15 protein-coding genes are annotated in these 18,186 nt (G+C 59.4%); 8 read left to right on the top strand and 7 right to left on the bottom strand.

What is annotated here, in order from left to right; genetic code table 11:
• Positions 1-26: 26 nt before the first annotated feature.
• The 5 genes from whiA to uvrA form a co-directional block, all read right to left on the bottom strand.
• A complete protein-coding gene (gene whiA / locus BBBR_RS04750; protein WP_003829339.1) occupies positions 27-977 on the bottom strand; it encodes a DNA-binding protein WhiA in 951 nt (316 codons plus the stop codon).
• A gap of 156 nt (positions 978-1,133) precedes the next feature.
• Positions 1,134-2,099: an RNase adapter RapZ gene (rapZ, locus tag BBBR_RS04745; protein ID WP_003829338.1), complete on the bottom strand. Its 966-nt coding sequence runs from the start codon at positions 2,097-2,099 to the stop codon at positions 1,134-1,136.
• Positions 2,099-3,079: a shikimate dehydrogenase family protein gene (locus BBBR_RS04740; RefSeq protein WP_025332269.1), complete on the bottom strand. Its 981-nt coding sequence runs from the start codon at positions 3,077-3,079 to the stop codon at positions 2,099-2,101. Before BBBR_RS04740 ends, rapZ begins: the two co-directional genes overlap by 1 nt.
• A gap of 235 nt (positions 3,080-3,314) precedes the next feature.
• Entirely contained in the window at positions 3,315-5,732 is a 2,418-nt protein-coding gene (gene uvrC / locus BBBR_RS04735) for an excinuclease ABC subunit UvrC (RefSeq protein WP_033892632.1), read from the bottom strand.
• A 153-nt stretch (positions 5,733-5,885) separates the two neighbouring features.
• A complete protein-coding gene (gene uvrA / locus BBBR_RS04730; protein WP_003829334.1) occupies positions 5,886-8,915 on the bottom strand; it encodes an excinuclease ABC subunit UvrA in 3,030 nt (1,009 codons plus the stop codon).
• A gap of 195 nt (positions 8,916-9,110) precedes the next feature.
• On the opposite strand from uvrA, the gene BBBR_RS04725 reads away from it, so the two are divergent.
• From BBBR_RS04725 to BBBR_RS11090, 5 genes are all read left to right on the top strand, one after another.
• Positions 9,111-10,301, top strand: a complete 1,191-nt coding sequence (locus BBBR_RS04725) for a pyridoxal phosphate-dependent aminotransferase (RefSeq protein ID WP_003829332.1) — start codon at positions 9,111-9,113, stop codon at positions 10,299-10,301.
• A gap of 191 nt (positions 10,302-10,492) precedes the next feature.
• Positions 10,493-11,272 (top strand): MptD family putative ECF transporter S component, encoded by a 780-nt coding sequence (locus BBBR_RS04720; RefSeq protein ID WP_003829330.1) that lies wholly within the window; start codon positions 10,493-10,495, stop codon positions 11,270-11,272.
• Positions 11,272-11,451, top strand: a complete 180-nt coding sequence (locus BBBR_RS11100; RefSeq protein WP_003829329.1) for an ATP-binding cassette domain-containing protein — start codon at positions 11,272-11,274, stop codon at positions 11,449-11,451. The genes BBBR_RS04720 and BBBR_RS11100 overlap by 1 nt, the downstream gene beginning before the upstream one ends.
• A gap of 10 nt (positions 11,452-11,461) precedes the next feature.
• Positions 11,462-11,695: a hypothetical protein gene (locus BBBR_RS11095; RefSeq protein ID WP_225851431.1), complete on the top strand. Its 234-nt coding sequence runs from the start codon at positions 11,462-11,464 to the stop codon at positions 11,693-11,695.
• Positions 11,650-11,976 carry an ATP-binding cassette domain-containing protein gene (locus BBBR_RS11090; protein ID WP_225851430.1) on the top strand — a complete coding sequence of 109 codons (327 nt, stop codon included), beginning with the start codon at positions 11,650-11,652 and terminating at the stop codon, positions 11,974-11,976. Before BBBR_RS11095 ends, BBBR_RS11090 begins: the two co-directional genes overlap by 46 nt.
• Before the next feature lie 65 nt (positions 11,977-12,041).
• Here the strand turns inward: BBBR_RS11090 and BBBR_RS04705 are convergent, their stop codons facing one another.
• Entirely contained in the window at positions 12,042-12,749 is a 708-nt protein-coding gene (locus BBBR_RS04705) for an SDR family NAD(P)-dependent oxidoreductase (RefSeq protein ID WP_003829327.1), read from the bottom strand.
• A gap of 61 nt (positions 12,750-12,810) precedes the next feature.
• On the bottom strand, positions 12,811-14,412 hold the full coding sequence (locus BBBR_RS04700) for an ABC-F family ATP-binding cassette domain-containing protein (protein ID WP_003829326.1): 1,602 nt from the start codon (positions 14,410-14,412) through the stop codon (positions 12,811-12,813).
• Positions 14,413-14,583: 171 nt separating this feature from the next.
• Here BBBR_RS04700 and BBBR_RS04695 point away from each other — a divergent pair, with 171 nt between their 5' ends.
• The 3 genes from BBBR_RS04695 (at position 14,584) to BBBR_RS04685 (ending at position 18,132) form a co-directional block, all read left to right on the top strand.
• Complete coding sequence (locus tag BBBR_RS04695; protein ID WP_003829324.1) at positions 14,584-16,347, top strand: bifunctional ADP-dependent NAD(P)H-hydrate dehydratase/NAD(P)H-hydrate epimerase; 1,764 nt, start codon at positions 14,584-14,586, stop codon at positions 16,345-16,347.
• A gap of 191 nt (positions 16,348-16,538) precedes the next feature.
• Positions 16,539-17,168, top strand: a complete 630-nt coding sequence (locus tag BBBR_RS04690) for an HAD family hydrolase (RefSeq protein WP_003829323.1) — start codon at positions 16,539-16,541, stop codon at positions 17,166-17,168.
• 40 nt (positions 17,169-17,208) lie between these two features.
• Positions 17,209-18,132, top strand: a complete 924-nt coding sequence (locus BBBR_RS04685) for a LysR family transcriptional regulator (protein WP_003829322.1) — start codon at positions 17,209-17,211, stop codon at positions 18,130-18,132.
• Positions 18,133-18,186: the final 54 nt, after the last annotated feature.

The following is an 18,186-nucleotide window of genomic DNA, read 5'->3' as shown; positions in this document are numbered from 1 at the left end:
GCTGGACGATCTTGACGGTTTGCCTCTTACCGCCCTTCGGCAGCCCGGGCCTTTTCGGTTTTCTCGGCGAGCTGGAGCAGTCGACGGATACGGCCTGCGATTGCATCCTTGGTGATCTGCGGTTCGGCAATCTTGCCGAGCTCCTCGAGGCTCTTGTCCACGTGGTCGATGCGCAGCTGGCCGGCCTGACGAAGATTGTCCGGAATGTTGTCGCCCAGCACCTCGAAGGCATGCTGCACCTTCTCGCTGGCCTCGGCGGCGGCTTTGGCGGACCTGCGCATATTGGCATCATCGAAGTTGGCCAGACGATTGGCCTTGCCGCGGGCTTCGCCGTCGGAACGTTTGCCGGTCCATTCGCGGGCGGAACGGGTGGCACCCATGAGCTTGAGCATGCGCTCGATGGCGTCGGGATCTTTGAGCGTCACGCGTTCGGAACTGCGCAGGGTGCGATGCTTGGCCTGAATGCCGAGACGACGGGCCACGCCGCACAGGGCCATGGCGGCCTCTTCGGTGGGGCAGGCGATTTCCAGGAAGCTTGCTTTACCGGGGTCGGACAGGAAGCCACGGGCCATGAAAGCGCCACGCCATGCGGCCTTGATCTGGGCGATGGAGCCGTTGACCACTTCGGCGGGAAGTCCGCGCACCTGCTGCTTGCGGCGGTCGACCAGACCGGTCTGCAGCGCAAGAGCCACCACGTTGCGGGTGACAAGCACCACATAGGTTTCCACCGGACCATTCGGAGTCTGGCGGGTCAGGTGATTGACCTCTGCCTCATGACCGAATACGTTCTTCAGGGTGTTTTGAAGCCACTCGGCTGCATCCAATGAGGTAAATACGGCTTGAATCACATACGCGTTTTGCACAGGACGCAAACCACCGCCAAAACGAATCATGGCCGCTGCTTGGGCCTTGATCGCGGCAGGCGAGTCACCTTCAAAGGCAGCCAACTCGCTTTTAACATCGTCCAGAAGAGCCAAAGATCCAACCTCCTACAGTCCCGTTCTTCTCAATGCCTTAGGCGCCTCGGCCATCAAGCAGTCGGAAGCCATCGGCTTTCTGTGATACCTAATCTGGTGGACAACCGAACCCGTTTGATATATATTTTGGGCTTTGTTTTCTCGCAGTGTGGTCACTCAGGATGAGCGTCGATGGTGTTGTTCCCGTGCCGAAACGGTGACGTTCAGGCCGTGTGCGCGTAATCGGCGAGCCAGTTCTTCGCTCATCGCGACCGATCGATGCTGGCCTCCGGTGCAACCTATGGCAATGGTCACAAAGTGCTTGTCTTCCTGGGCATATCCTTCGATGGCCGTTTCAATGGCGCGTTCATAGGAATCAAGGAATTCCTTGGCGCCTTTGCTGGACAGCACATAGTCGGCGACGGGTTTGTCGGCTCCGGTAAGCTCGCGCAGGCTGGGCACCCAGAATGGATTGGGCAGGAACCGGACATCGGCCACGAAATCGGCATCTATAGGCATGCCGTATTTGAATCCGAAGCTGAAGATGTGCACGGCCACGGTGGTGGGCCCGGATCCCAACATTGTCTCGTAGAGCTTGGTGGACAGCTGATGGATGCTCAAGGAACTGGTGTCGATGACCCAATCGGCCCGCTCTTTGAGATTTTCCAGTAGATGGCGTTCCTCGAGAATGCCATCGATAAGACGGTTGCCGTGCTGCAATGGGTGCGGGCGGCGGACGGATTCGTATCGTTTGATAAGTACGTCGTTGTTGGCATCAAGGAAAAGGATGCGGGTTTTGACACCGAGATCATCCAAGTGGCCGAGCACGGCTGCCAGATCGTCAAAGTAGCTGCGGGAACGTACGTCAATGACTGCGGCGAGCTTGTGAACGCCGCTGTCTGACCCGGAGGTCGTCATCATATCGACAAGAGGAACCAGCAATTTAGGCGGCAGGTTGTCGACTACGTACCAGCCCATATCCTCCACCGAATCGGCGGCACGGGAACGGCCTGCGCCGGACATGCCGGTGATGAGCAATACCTCGAATGCGTCGGCCGGATTGGGCTGATTATCCGCAGCGGCGGAATCGGAATGGGTGTCGACCTGATTTTCCGAATCGTGGATGGAAGATGGCTGACTCATCACAATGCCTCCTCGAGCGCGTTGCGCATCGCGATTTCCAGATGATCGTCCTCGGTGGTGGTGCCTTGCAACCGCTTGTCGGCGTCACTGGGCGGATCGTCGTCCCATATGCCGGTCATCAGCAGCACTTGGATAAGTGCCTGATACAGCAGCATTTCCTCGCCGCCAATGGCGCGGCCACCGTGGGCCCGCCATGCTTGCATGAGTTTGGTGGGACGTGGATTGTATACCACGTCCAGCAACAGGCCAGAATACGGTTCCGCGTGCGATTCGCTGTCTGTGTTGATGACATTCGCGATGCCGTTTGCCGCCAAACCGGGAATGGTATTGATGACATAGGTGGCGGTGCGTGCGGCGTTGAGCAGGGCCGACGTGTCGCTCAGTTCGATTTCGTCGTACGGGTTATGCGTGTTGATGAATTTTTCGGCCACGGGCTTCAATCCGGCGTTCCTACCGGGATGCCGTGCGGCGACGGTGATATGGCCGATCTCCGGCATCATGCAGCACGCAGCCAATGCCGAGGTGGCGGTGTTGCCGTTGCCGATGATGAGGGCCGTGCCGGCGCGATCGCCCGCATGATGGTTGCCGAGCTCCCGGTTGATATGGTCGAAGGCGAGTTGGATGCCGATGACATCGGTGTTGTACAGTTTGATGGCCGGCTTTCCGTGAGGCCAGGCCGGATCATCGGTGATGTCATTCCAGTCGAACACCGCGGTGTTGGCCACCCTGAGCTCCTTGGCCCACAGGTTCTCCGGGGTGCCGTACGGCTGGATGGTGCGTTTCAGTGGCATGGTCAGGCTCAGGCCGGCCCAAGTGGAGTCAAGACCTTTGAGGAAAGCATCAAGGCCATCCTCCCCCACCTCGTGCTTGTCATACAGCCAATCATTGAGATTCAGCGACCGGTAGGCCGCGTTATGCAGTACCGGAGACAGAGAATGCGCAATCGGTTTGCCAAGTACTGCGCAGCGATGGTTGGCCATATCCCCTCCTTGAATATCTTCTCCTATGCTAGCCGACATCTTGTTGTGGTGTGGTCACGCTACGCAATTCGTAATCGAAAATTCATGCCGAGTGACGGCACTGGCTCCGGGAAGGAGATTATCGCGACTGTGTATGGGAAACTGTCATGGGCTGTTGCTGCACTGGCTCCCCTCAGAAGGGGAGCTGTCACGAAGTGACTGAGGGGAGGTCCCGAAGAGAATCAGTTGAGTCTACCTACTCGTCATGCAACGCGGCATACAACGCCTCGGCCTTGGCGTGGCCAACACCTTTGACCTGCTCGAAGTCCTCGACGCTGGCCATACGCATGGCTTTGACCGAACCGAAATGATTGAGCAGCCGTTTCTGATAGCTCTCTCCAATACCCGGAATCTCATCGAGCGCACTGCGCAGCGCGCCTTTGCGGCGCTGCTGGCGATGGTAGGTGATTGCGAATCGATGCGATTCGTCACGTACGCGCTGCAGCAGGTACATGCCTTCGGACTGGCGTTTGAGGATGATCGGATAGTCATCATCCGGCACCCATACCTCTTCGAGGCGTTTGGCCAAGCCACAGACGGCCACATCATCCACGCCGCAATCCTTGAGAGCCTTGGCCGCGGCCATGACCTGCGGTTTGCCGCCATCGACCACCACGAGATTCGGCTTGTATGCAAAGTGATGACGATTCGTGTTCTGCTGGACCACTTCAGACGAATCGGCAAATGATGAGGCATCGGTAATTGCTGCCGGCGTCGTACTGCTGGTGCCATTTGCATCGGATACGGATTGTTCCTGCTGTTGCTCAGCCTTGGCCGCGCGCTGCTCCGCGTCGATGCTCTCGCCGGAATCCCCGGCGATATTACCATGCTTGAAACGTCGCGTCAGCGTCTCGTAGAGCGCGGAGAGATCGTCCACTGCTCCTTGCCCGTCCTTGCCGCGAATGGAAAAACGACGGTATTCGGATTTCTTGGCGATGGCGTCCTCGAACACCACCATGGAAGCCACCTGGAAGGCGCCACCCACGGTGTTCGAAATGTCGTAGCATTCGATGCGTAACGGCGCCTGGTTCAGGCCCAGGGCCTTGGCCACGTCATTCATGGCCTGGGTGCGTGCGCCCATATCCGAAATACGGCTCATCTTGCTGCGCTGCAACGCCTGGTTGGCGTTCTCGTTGGCGCGATCCATGAGCTGCTTCTTGTCGCCTCGGGAGGCCACGCGAATGGTCACCGCTCCCCCGCGCTGGTCGGTCAGCCAGCTTTCGAGTTCCGCACGCCGGGAGGGTTCGATCGGCACGATGATTTCGCGCGGCACAGGCGCAATGGGAGCCAGCAGATCCACGCGGCCGGTGGTTTCCTGACGGGTATTGCGTTCGCGGGTGGCCTGGGCGCGAGCAATCGCGTCCGTGGCCGTAAGGGTCTGCGTGGAGCCGATGGCTTCGCGACTGGTGGAAATGGTTGCAGCGCCACCCCCAGTCACGCTTCGCGTGCCAGCCCCCGCCAGCGGGAGCACGGCTGCATTTTCGCCCCCGCTAGCAGGGGCTGTCGGCGCAGCCGACTGGGGGTGGTCATTCCCTGCCTCATCCGAATACACCTGCACCAGAAGATCCGCCATCAAGTCAGTATCAGCGATGTCCTCGACCCGTTCGACGCTCCAGTTGCGTTCGCCGCGAATCGAGCCGGCACGCACATAGAAGGCGTGCACGGAGGCTTCCAATTCGTCGCTGGCAAAGCCAAACACGTCGGCGTCCACGTCCTGATCGAAGACGACGGCGTTCTGCTGCACCACGGTCTCCAGCATCTGAATCTGATCGCGCAGACGGGCCGCCTTCTCGAATTCAAGCTCGGCGCTGGCCTCTTTCATGTCGCGGGTCAACTGCGCGATATACGGCCGTCCAAGGCGTCCGGTCATGACGCCAACAAGTTGTTCGCACAGCCGTCGATGTTCGTCCGCTTCAATCTGATTCACGCAGGGAGCCGAGCATTTGCCGATAGAGGCCAGCAGGCAGGGCCGGCCGGTCAGCTGAGCTTTATGAAATACATTCGTGGTGCAGGTACGTACCGGAAAGGTGCGCAGCAGCCGATCGAGGCTGTGCCTCAGCTCCCACACCTTGGCGTATGGGCCGAAGTAACGAGTATCGCGGCGTTTGCGCGACCGCGTGACCCACACGCGGGGAACCTGCTCCCCCGTGCTGACCGCCAGATACGGATAGGTCTTGTCGTCGCGGAACTGCACGTTGAACCGCGGATCGAACTCCTTGATCCACGTGTACTCAAGCGTCAACGATTCCAACTCAGTGGCAACAACCGTCCACTCCAGACTGCGTGCCGTAAGCACCATGGTCTGTGTGCGCGGATGCAGCAGATACAGTGGCTGGAAATAATTGGTAAGCCTATTGCGCAGGTTCTTGGCCTTGCCTACATAAATGACGCGCCCTTCCCCATCGCGCCACTTATACACACCAGGCTTGGCCGGAATGTCCGAAGTCTTAGGCCGAAACAGATCACGAGAATCCCCCAGCAAAGGCGCCCCATTCGCATTCACCTTCGCCGTAGCTGCGCTTTCTTCGGCTCCTGCACTAGAGCTTTCCGGCATCAACGCCGCCGCAGTCTTGCGCCACTCGTCCGGACTATGCCGCTCGATATCGTTCGTCATAATCCTCCTCTCGCAAGTAGCAGCAGATAATTGATTCAGGATTGGGTGGGCTGGGGTGTGCGTCGCTGGACCGTAAAGACTTGGCCTGAGCAGCCCGGAGCGTGTCCAGCGACGCGCACCCCAGCCCACCCAAGGTCAGCCGTAATTGAAAGGCTATAGCATCGGTTTCAGGAACTTGCCGGTCCAGGATTCGTCGCATTCGGCAACCTGCTCAGGAGTGCCCTGCGTAACGATGGTGCCGCCGCCGTCACCGCCTTCCGGACCAAGATCAATCAACCAATCGGCCTCCTTGATCACGTCCAGATTATGTTCGATGACAATAACCGTATTGCCCTTGTCCACTAGGGATTGCAGCACTTTGAGCAGCTTGTTTACATCTTCGAAGTGCAGACCGGTGGTCGGCTCGTCGAGGATGTACACGGTCTTGCCGTCGGAACGGCGTTGCAGTTCGGTGGCGAGTTTGACGCGCTGCGATTCACCGCCGGACAGGGTGGGCGCGGGCTGGCCGAGCCGGATGTATCCGAGGCCGACGTCCACCAAGGTCTTCAGATATCGGGAAATGCCGGTGTAGGCCTTGAAGAAGTTGGCTGCCTCTTCGATGGGCATATCGAGGATATCGGAAACGGTTTTGCCGTTGTACGTGACTTCGAGGGTTTCACGGTTGTATCGTTTGCCGTGGCAGGTCTCACATTCCACGTAGACGTCCGGCAGGAAGTTCATTTCGATCTTCAGCGTGCCGTCGCCGTGGCAGGCTTCACAGCGGCCTCCCTTGACGTTGAAGCTGAATCGGCCGGGGCCGTAGCCGCGCACCTGTGCTTCGGGGGTTTTGGCGAAGAGTGCACGAATCTTGTCCCACACGCCGGTATAGGTGGCTGGGTTGGAGCGTGGAGTGCGGCCGATCGGGTTCTGATCGACGTGGATCACTTTGCGCACCTGGTCGACGCCTTCGACGCGCGTATGCTTGCCGGGCACGATGCGTGCGCCGTTGAGCTTGTCGGCGAGCACCGGGTAGAGGATCGAGTTGACAAGCGAGGATTTGCCGGAGCCGGAGACACCGGTGACCACGGTGAGCACGCCGAGCGGGAAACTCACGTCGATGTTCTTGAGGTTGTTCTCACGTGCGCCTACGACCTTGAGCATCTGGGTCTTGCGCACCTTGCGGCGCTTGGCGGGCACGGCGATTTCGCGACGGTGGGCGATGTAGTCGCCGGTGATGGAACGCTTCGCCTCGATGAGGTGCTTGGCTGGGCCGGAGTAGATGACTTCGCCGCCATGCTCGCCGGCTCCGGGGCCGATGTCGACCAGCCAGTCGGCCTGACGGATGGTGTCCTCATCGTGCTCGACCACAATCAGCGTATTGCCAAGGTCTCGCAGATGATGCAGGGTTTCGATGAGTCGTTCGTTGTCGCGCTGGTGCAGGCCGATGGAAGGCTCGTCTAGCACGTACATGACACCGACCAGACCGGAGCCAATCTGCGTGGCGAGTCGGATGCGCTGCGCTTCACCGCCGGACAGGGTGGCTGCCGCGCGTGAAAGGGTCAGATAGTCGAGTCCGACGTCATTGAGGAAGCCGAGGCGCGCCTTGATCTCTTTCAGGACTTCGCCAGCAATCATCTGTGCCGAGCCTTCGAGCTTGAGCCCGTTGACCCAGGCGAGCTCGCGCACGACGGGCATATCGCACACGTCGAAGATGGATTTGCCATCCACGGTGACCGCGAGCACTTCGGGCTTCAGGCGGCGGCCTTGGCAGACCTGGCAAGGTACCTCGCGCATGTAGGACTCGTAGTATTCGCGCATGGACTGCGAGTCGGTTTCGTCGTGGCGGCGCATCAGCGTGCGCACCACGCCCTCAAAGCCGGTGGAGTATTCGCGCAGGCGACCCCAACGGTTGCGGTAGGAGACGTTGACTTTGAAGTCATGGCCGTAGAGGATGTCGTGCTTGACGTCGGCCGGCAGATCCTTCCACGGGGTCTTCATAGAGAAGCCCATTTCCTTGGCCAGACCTTCAAGGATGTGGCCGTAGTACTGGGAGGTCATCTTGGTGCCGCTCCACGGCTCAATGACACCGTCGGCCAGGGATTTATCCGGGTCGGAGATCACGAGCTCCGGGTCGATTTCGAGTTTGAAGCCGAGACCGGTGCAGGCCGGGCAGGCGCCGTAGGGGGCGTTGAAGGAGAACGTGCGCGGTTCGACCTCATCGAGTTCGAGCACATGACCATTCGGACAGCTGCGGTGTTCGGAGAACGGGCGGCGGCGCGCGGGGCTGCCTTCCTCCTCGTCCACGAAGTCGATGACGATGCTGCCATTGGCGAGCTTCAGCGCGGTTTCCACCGAGTCGGTCAGGCGCTGTCGGGTGCCGTCCTTGACCACAAGTCGGTCGACCACCACTTCGATGGTGTGCTTCTTCTGCTTGGTGAGTTTGATGTCGTCGGACAGCTGCTTCATTTCGCCGTCGATGAGCGCGCGGGCATAACCGTCGGAGCGCAGCAGTTCAAGCATATCCACGAACTCGCCTTTACGGCCCTTGACCACGGGCGCGAGAATCTGGAATCGCGTGCGTTCCGGGTAATCAAGCAGGGTGTCGACGATTTGCTGCGGGGTCTGGGAGGCGACTGGCTCGCCGCATTCGGGGCAGTGCGGGATGCCGGTGCGGGCGAATAGCAGTCGTAGGTAATCGTAGATTTCGGTGATGGTGCCGACGGTCGAACGCGGGTTGCGGTTGGTGGTCTTCTGATCGATGGAGACGGCTGGGCTCAGGCCTTCGATGAAGTCGACGTCGGGCTTGTCCATCTGGCCTAGGAACTGGCGGGCGTAGGCGGACAGGGATTCGACGTACCGGCGCTGGCCTTCGGCGAACAAGGTGTCGAACGCGAGCGATGATTTGCCGGAACCGGACAGGCCGGTGAACACGACCATGCGGTTACGCGGAATCGCAAGATCCACGTTCTTCAGGTTGTGCTCTCGTGCGCCCTGAATGGTGATCTTGAGGTCGTTTGGGATGTGCGAGATGTCCGCTACCAGCGAACCGTCATGCTCGACGAGCGGCGCTTTTTTGATTTCGCGGCTCAGGAATGAGTCGCTGGTCATCACCTTTTCCACGATGACTTCGCCGTTCTTGCCCTTGTCGGTTTTCGCGCCCGCTCCGCCAGTTGCGCGCTTTGTGCCAGTCTGCGCTGCCGCCACAATCCCCGCCTTCCGTCTCGCTGTTTTCCACGTGCATCACACCGCACGTATCAAAGCCTGCCCCAAGAATACCCGAACACACGACCAAATTCGAACACATGTTCGATGGGTGTGTCCGGCGCGGCAGATGGCACAAAACGGAACATGGTGGTAGTAGTGGGATAAGCATCAGTACGTATATACGAGGAGAATGCCATGATCAATGAGGAATACAAGGCCATGCTTGGCGGCAAGTCCGTGATTCGCGAGCTGAGCGAGTATGCCACGAGCCGCGGTGCCGAAATCGGCTACCAGAATGTGTTCGATTACAGCCTTGGCAATCCCTCCGTACCGGCCCCGAAATCCTTCGCCGACGCCATGATTGACCTCTATGAGAACGGCGACCCGGTGGCCATCCACGGCTACTCCCCCTCGCTCGGCATCCCGTCCTTCAAAGAGACGGTCGCTGAGAACCTCAACGAACGTTTCGGCATGGCATACACCGGCAACCACATCTTCCCGACCACGGGCGCGGCGGGCGCGCTGTCCCACGCGATGCGCGCGGTGACCAAGCCAGGCGACGAGATCATCACCTTCGCCCCCTACTTCCCCGAATACCGGCCGTATGTCAAGGGCACCGGCGCCAAGCTGACCATCGTGCCGGCCGACACCGAGAACTTCCAGATCAACTTCGAGGCGTTCGAGGCCGCGCTCAACCCGAACGTGCAGGCCGTGCTCATCAACACCCCGAACAACCCGTCCGGCGCGGTGTATTCGGCGGACACGCTCAAGCGCCTGGCCGCGATCCTGACCGCCAAGCAGACCGAATACGGCCACGACATCTTCCTGATCAGCGACGAACCGTACCGTGAGATTCTGTTCGACGGCGGTACCCAGCCCTATCCGGCCAGCTTCTACGCGAACACGCTAACCTGCTACTCCTGGTCGAAGTCACTGAGCCTGCCGGGCGAGCGCATCGGCTACGTGGCCGTTAACCCGGACGCGACCGACGCCGATCTGCTGGTGCCGATGATGGGCCAGATCTCGCGCGGCACCGGCCACAACTGCCCGCCGAGCTCGATTCAGCTGGGCGTGGCCAAGGTCATCGACCAGACCGCCGACCTCAACGTCTACGAGACGAACATGAACCTGCTCTACGATGCGCTGACCGGCATCGGCTTCGACGTGGTGCGCCCCAGCGGTACGTTCTACATCTTCCCCAAGGCGCTCGAGGACGACGCCGTGGCGTTCTGCATGAAAGCCAAAGGATACGACTTGATCCTCGTGCCGTCCGACAGCTTCGGCGTGCCCGGCTACTTCCGCATGGCCTACTGCATCGACACCGAGAAGGTCAAGCGTTCGATCCCCGTGTTCGAGAAGTTCGCCCACGAGGTGTATGGGCTCTGAGGGCTCAGACCGTTAGTTTCTTGAATCGTCCGGTGTCTTGAAGATGCCGGACGATTTTGTTATTCCGCGTGCATTATGGACACGAATGATTGAAGTCACTAATAACTTCGTGAAAAGGTATTGCCTTTGCGTGGAATCATCGTTAGATTGGCGAGAGAAAAATCTGTCAATCATATAAAACGGAAAACATTGTGACCGCACCGAACACGCCCGCCGAAACCTCCGACCAGCCCAGCAAACCCGCCAAATCCGGCAAACTGGAGGTCTCCGACCTCATCACCATCGGCATATTCGCGGCCCTGTACTTCGTGATGGTGTGCATCGCCACGCTGGTAAGCACCCCGTTTACCGGCGGCTTCGGCTCCATCTTCCTGCCTGCCATTGCAGCCCTCATCTCCGGCTGCGTGTACATGCTGCTGGCCGCGCGACTCGGCAAGTTCGGCGGCATCACCGTCATGGGCGTGATCATCGGCCTGTTCCTTTTCATTTCCGGACATTTCGTGCTTTCGTTTATCGCCAGCATCGTATTCCCGGTGGCCGCCGATCTCATCGCCAGCGCCGGCAAATACAAGAGCAAGGCGCTGCTGCTCGTCAGCTATGTGGTATTCTCCTACGGCCTGACCGGCCCGATTCTGCCCCTGTGGTTCATGAAGGACGCCTACGCGGCGAGCCTTCAGGCGCGTGGCAAGGACGCGGCATACATCGATGGCGTGTTCGACAACATCAACACCGGCACGTTCTTCATCTCCATGATCGCGATTCTGGTATGCGCGATTCTCGGCGGCTGGTTCGGTCAGCGCATGATGAAGAAGCACTTCATCAAGGCCGGTTCGGTGGCGGCGCTGACCAAAGGGCTCGGACGTGAGGGCGAGCACACTTCGCACACGAAAATTCGCATGACCGTGATTGATTGGCTGGTCATGATTGTGGTCACCGTGCCGCTCGCTCTGGATATTGCGTGGGGGATGTGATGGGAGATAAGCAGCCTCAGTCGAATGCAACGGCTTTCGCGGGAACCATCGCTTCTCGCGATATCTCCTTTACCTACGACCATGCCACGGAACCGGCATTGCGCGACGTCACGTTGACCATTCCTGAAGGCGAGTGCATTGTGCTGTGCGGGGCGAGCGGTTGCGGCAAGACCAGCTAGCTATACGCGCGTGGTCAACGGACTTATCCCCTCGTTTTCCCATGGCGTGTTTGCCGGCCGCCAGACCACGTGTGGAATGGACGTGGAGACCGTGCCAATCGACCGGCCCACCCCGCTGTTCGGCAGCGTATTCCAAAACCCGAAAACCCGGTACTTCAACGCGAACGTCACCGATGAACTTGCTTCCCTGTCGAAAACATGGGACTTCCAGCTGAAGAGATTAATCGCCGTATCACGGCTGTGACCGAGCGCTTCGGTATCAAGCACTTGCTGAATCGCAGCATTTTTCACCTGTCCGGCGGACAGAAGCAGCGGGTCATCATTGGTTCGGCTTTGATGTGCGGCGGTCTGCTCAGCCACCTGCACTTCCAGTACGCCAATGACTCGCACACGCTCGTCTCCACGGACGAGGCCACCGGCACCGAAACCCTGCGCAACCCACGCTGGTACGCCACCATGTGCGCTAATGAGGGAACCGCCGAGGACCGCTGCGCCATCATCCGAGCCCTGCATCACTTGCAGTAAATAGCAGAAGAGCCACCGGGCGCCTATACGAGGTTCCGGTGGCTCTTGGCTGATTATTTTGACAGTCAGCTGTTGCGATTGATTTCGATGTCGGTGACGGTGAGGTTGGCCTCGTTGATCAGGTTGAAGAGGATGACTTCAGCCAGTGGACCGGGCTGCATGAAGGTGTGCTGCTTGTCTTCGGAAACGTAATCGTGGCTGTCGCGGTAGAAGGCGGTGTCGATGCCACCTGGATAGATGGCGACCACTTTGACGCTGGTGCCCTTGTATGCGGCCTGCAGACTCTTGGTGTAGCCCTTCTCGCCCCACTTGGTGGCGCAATACACGCTCTCGTTCGCATTGCCACGTGTGGCGGCAGTACTCATGATCTGGGCGATTTTCACGTCGCGTTCGCCGCAGACCTTGAGGGTCTCCACGGTCCACAGGATCATGCCTTTAAGACCCTTGAGGCATTTGTCGATGTCGGCGGCTTCGTAAGCGGTGGGTACTTTGAACGAGGGCTGACCGGCGTTGTTGATAAGCAGGTCGATGTGGCCAAGTGAGGCGATATCCGCCACGGATTCCTTGACGAACGCTTCATCCGTGATGTCGCCGATGTAGGCACGGTAGGAATCAGCGGGCCATTGTGCGGTGAGCTCGGCCTGGCGTTCGGCGTTGAAATCGATGCCGGCTACGAGCCAGCCTTTGTCGATGAGCTGGCTGGCTAGTTCGTAGCCGAGGCCCAAGGCACTACCGGTGACGATGGCGATGTTCTTGCCTGTTGTGGTGGCCATGGCAGGTGGCTCCTTTGCTTTTCGTTAGGTCACTCCCCTCAGCGAGGGAGCCAAGATGGGACTATTCTTCGGCAACCAGATCCAAATAACTATCATTCCAGAGGTCCTCGTCGCCGTCAGGCATGAGCAGCACGCGCTCGGGGTTCAAAGCCTCGACGGCGCCCTCATCGTGGGTGACGAGCACGATTGCTCCCTCGTACTTGGCGATGGCCTTCAAGATCTCCTCGCGGGAGGCCGGATCAAGGTTGTTGGTGGGCTCGTCGAGTAGCAGCACGTTGGCGCGCGAGGTGACCAGCGTGGCCAAGGCCAGACGGGTCTTCTCACCGCCGGATAGCACATGAGCCGGCTTCATCGCGTCATCGCCGGAGAACAGGAACGAGCCGAGAATAGAACGGGCCTGTGTGTTGTCGAGCTCGGGAGCCACGTGTTGCAGGTTCTCTAATACAGTGGCGTTCAGATCCAACGTATCGTGCTCCTGCGCAAAGTAGCCGATTTTGCAGCCGTGACCGTATTCCACAGAACCGGTGTCCGGTTCCTCGATGTGGGCCAGTAGACGCAGCGTAGTGGTCTTACCGGCGCCGTTGTAGCCGAGAATCACCACACGTGAGCCCTTGTCGATAGCCAGATTCACGCCGGCGAACACGATATTGGAACCATACGCCTTGGAAATATCCTTGGCCATAATCGGCGTACGACCGCACGGTGCTGGCTCGGGGAAGCGAATATCCGCCACCTTCTCGGCCTTTTGCGCCTCCGAGGTGTTCTCCAGCAGTTTCTCGGCGCGGCGCATCATGTTCTGCGCGGCCACCGCCTTGGAGGCCTTGGCATGCAGACGAATGCCTTGCTTCATCAAGCGTTCGGCCTTCTTCTCCGCCACTTCACGCTCACGGCGGCGACGCTCCTCATCAACCACGCGCTGGTGCAGATAGGCCTTCCAGCTCAGTGAATACATGTCGATCTGGCCGAGTTGCGCGTCCAGATGCCACACCTTGTTCACCACTTCATCCAGCAATTCCGTGGAGTGGGAGATGACCAGGAAGCCGCCCTCGTACTTCTTCAGGTAGCCGCGCAGCCATTCGATGGAGTCCGCGTCCAAATGGTTGGTGGGCTCGTCGAGAATCAACGTATCGGCGTCGGAGAACAGGATTCGCGCCAGTTCGATACGACGGCGCTGACCGCCGGACAGGGTGCCAAGTTGCTGTTCCATGACCTCCTGCGGTAAGCCAAGCGAAGTCGCCATGGAAATCGCCTCGGACTGTGCCGCATAGCCACCGGCCTTGTCGAAGTCCTGCATGGCCTTGTCGTAACGGTTCATGGCCTTGGTCATCACGTCCGGATCCGGGTCGGTCATTTCCTTCTCGGCCTTGCGGATACGGTTGATGATGGTGGCGATGTCACGCGCGCTCATCATGCGGTCGAGCGCAGTCTGCGTGGGATCGGAAGCGTGCGTGTCCTGAGGCAGGTAGCCAAGCTTGCCGGAAACACGTACTTTGCCGGCGGTCGGCAGCATGTCGCCGGTGATCACACGGGTCAGCGTGGTCTTGCCGGCACCGTTGCGGCCCACCAGACCAATCTTGTCTCCCTTGGCCACATGGAAATTGGTGGGATGGAGCAGGGTGCGCGCGCCGATCTGAATCTCCAGACCCTGTGCCTCGATCGCCATGCTTCACCTGCTGCTTTCCGTATAGAGTCCTGTTAAACCAACAGACCATAGTAACGGAAGCCATGAAGAAGGTGGACGACAGCATGAATGTTCATGTTTGCTATCGGCATGACTCGGCAAACGGGCTAAAATCAATGGTGTTCGTTCGTAAGCACCGCAAAGGGGTCTGCCATGGAATACGCCGATGACGTCGATCGCCGTGAACTGTTATTGCATAGTGCCTATGACTCCGGCACGGTGCGGGATATGGAACGTCCGCTGCTGGATAAGGGCGTGCCGCTGATGCGCATGGCCGCACAGGCCACAGCCCATATTGCTGCCGGCATGCTGGATGACGAGGATCTGGCGCTCGAGGATACTTCCATCGTGCTGCTTGCCGGGGCCGGCGACAATGGCGGCGATGGGCTGTTCGCCGCCGCCGCTCTGGCGCAGGAGGGGGCCAAGGTTACTGCAATAGCCGTGGGCAAGTCGTTGCATGAGGCCGGATTCGCCGCATTCGTTCGCGCTGGCGGCAAAGTCTTGGTACTTGACCCGGCCGCCGAAATTCCCGGCTGTTCGTCCGGCTTCTCCGCTGGCGAGGCGGGCGAACGCCTGCAAACCGCGGTGTCCGTGGCTCAGCAGTCGCATCTCATTATCGATGCGATGACCGGCATCGGCATCGAAGACGCATTGCGTGGAATCCCCGCAGCGTTGGCTTCCGCCTTGGGTCTTGACGGTGAGGTCCCTGATGAGCCGGCTCTTCCCAACCGCGAATCGTCCGGTGACTTTCCGCTGGTGCTCGCGGTGGATACGCCGTCCGGCATCGGGGTCAACGACGGTTCGTTGCCCGGCCCGTACATTCCGGCTACGGTCACGGCGACGTTTGGTGCGATGAAACCGTGCGCCGTGCTGCCTCCCGCAACGTTCTCGTGTGGTCGAATCGAGTTGGTCGATTTTGGATTCGATATTGACGAGCGTGAACCTGCGGTCGAAGTCGTGAACAACACCTTCGCCGCCGACTCGATTCGTCTTCCTCGTTTTGAGGATGGCAAGTATTCACGCGGCGTGGTCGGATTGGTCACTGGTTCGCAGTCCTATCCGGGTGCCGCGGTGCTGACGTCCCGTGCGGCCGCACGCGCGAATACCGGCATGGTCCGCTATCTCGGACCGGAACGTGCCCAGAATATGGTGCTTGCCGCGCTGCCGGAAGCCGTGATCGGCAAGGGACATGTACAGTCCTGGGTCGTCGGCTCCGGTGTACCGGATGCCGATGCCGATGGTGCCGGCACGGATATGCAACGCGAAACCATAGCGGCCTTGCTCAAGCATTATGATGCGTCTGCTGAAGACGATGCCGGCAATGCTTATGACATGCCACCAATCGTGGTGGATGCCGGCGCACTTGACTTGTTGCCCGAACGTGTGCCAGGGCAGGTGGTGATTACGCCTCACGCCGGCGAGATGGCCAAGTTGCTGAATCGGCTGGAAGCGCGGCAGGATGCGGCCGAACATGCTGAGCCGCGTGAACCTTACACCGTTGACGATGTGCAGATTCATCTGTTGGCTTGTGCTCTGCGTGCGCATGAGCTGACCGGTGCGACCGTGCTGCTGAAGGGCGCGGTGACCATTGTGGTGGACGAGGATCATGTCTATGTTTCTGGCAGCGCGCCGGCATGGCTGGCCGCCGCTGGTGCCGGTGATGTGCTGGCAGGTCTTACCGGTGCCTTGCTCGCCCAGCAGGATGCGTTGATTACCACAGCGGAGACCGTCGCCTCCGCGGCCTATCTGCATGGCATGGCCGCCGCAATCGCTTCGGAATCCGAGCAGCAGGGCTGGCAGGAACCGGAACTGGTGGGCCAGGAACATCATCAGCGCTTCATGACGCTCGGACACCCGATTGTAGCCGGTGACGTGATTCGCGCGATTCCCGAAGCCATCGCCGACGTAATTGCGTAGTTCTTGGCCTCGCCGAATAATATGACCTCCCTCTGATGAGGGAGGTGGATCGGCGAAGCCGAGACGGAGGGAGAGAAAAGCCTGGCAAAGGTTGAGCCAAGAATTAAACTCCATGTACCCCAATTTCGGGCAATCAACCCGTACACTAATTACAGGAACCACTGAAGATAGCCCACAAACCAAGGAGCATCATGGCCAACTCCCCCATCACCGATGTGATTTTCGACTTCTGCGGCGTGCTGCTGGACTGGAATACCCGCGCATGCCTCGAAGGTAAGTTTCCCGACGACGTGGTGAACCGTATTTGTGCCAACGATGATCCATGTGGCTTTTTCCATTACGAGGATCGCATGGATGCCGGCGAGGATCTGGCCGATATCCTGCCCGACGTCCGTCGTGAACAAGGCGATGAGCTTGCCGCGATCTTTGAATATTACATCGCGCACTATGATGACGCGCTACCCCGCACGCTGCCGGGCATGGTCGAGTTGCTCGAAGATCTCAAGGCCCATGGCTACGGCGTGTGGGGGCTGACCAACTGGTCTCACGAGACGTTCCATCTGGCATTCGAAAAATTCCCGCGTCTCGAGGAACTGCTGCAGGGCACGGTGGTCTCCGGCGTGGAGAAAATGCACAAGCCCAACGCCGACATCTACGAGCTGGCTTTGAACCACTTTGGCTTGACCGCAGGCAACTGCGTGTTCTTCGATGACACCGCCAAGAACATCGTCGGAGCCAACGAAGTCGGCATCCACGGACTTCTCTTCGAAAACGCGCTGCAGGCACGCGAATCCCTCGCCCAGCTCGGAGTACGGCTATAAACCCTTCTCCCGACTATCCCTCAGGCTATAAATAGACCTTATGACACTGCTGCAGCTGAAATACATCGTCAAAATCGTCGAGTGCGGCTCGATGAACGAGGCATCCCACGCTCTGTACGTCTCCCAGCCGGCCCTGAGCTCGTCGGTCAAGGAACTGGAGAACGAGCTGGGCATCGAGATTTTCACCCGCTCCTCGCAGGGCATCGCCCTGACCGTGGACGGCGCGGAATTCCTGACCTACGCCCGTCAGGTGCTTGATCAGGCCGATCTGCTCGAAGAGCGTTACAAGCACGCCAAGCCGCGCAAGCAGCTGTGCCAGGTCTCCACCCAGCACTACATGTTCGCCGTCGAAGCGTTCGTGGAGATGATCAACTCCATCAAGTCCGACGAATACGAGTTCACCATCCGCGAGACCCGTACGCGCGACATCATCAACCAGGTCGCCAACATGCAGTCCGAAATCGGCATCATCTACCTGTCCGATTTCAACAAGGATGTGATCGGCAAGCTCCTGCGCGAGAAGCACCTCGAATTCCATCCGCTCTTCCGCGCGCCGTTGCACGTGTTCATTTCGCGCAACAACCCACTGGCTTCCAAGAAGGTCATCACCATGGAGGACCTCAAGCCATACCCGTTCATCCAGTACGAGCAGGGCGAGGAAGGCTCGTTCTACTTCTATGAGGAAGCGGTCTGGCCGGAGTACTCCCCCAAGCAAATCAACGTGACCGACCGCGCCACAATCCTGAACTTCATCATCGGCCTCAACGGCTACACAGTGTGCACCGGCATCGACAACGGCGACCTCAACAACGAGAAGATCGTCACCGTGCCGCTCGACACCGATGAGACGATGCTGGTCGGCTGGATCACCAACGAGCGCTCCAAGCTCTCCAAGGCCGCCGAAACCTACCTCACCAAGCTCAAGTCCGTAGTCGCCGATCACGGCTACAAACTCATTGATTAGGAGTAAGTAAAACAGGCATGGTCAGCAGTGAGATATACCGCGATTAAGCCAACC

Origin of the sequence: Bifidobacterium breve DSM 20213 = JCM 1192 (assembly GCF_001025175.1) — a bacterium.
Classification (GTDB): Bacteria; Actinomycetota; Actinomycetes; order Actinomycetales; family Bifidobacteriaceae; genus Bifidobacterium; species Bifidobacterium breve.
Note: the sequence above shows the minus strand (reverse complement) of the source record. Positions and strands in the feature narration are given on the sequence as shown.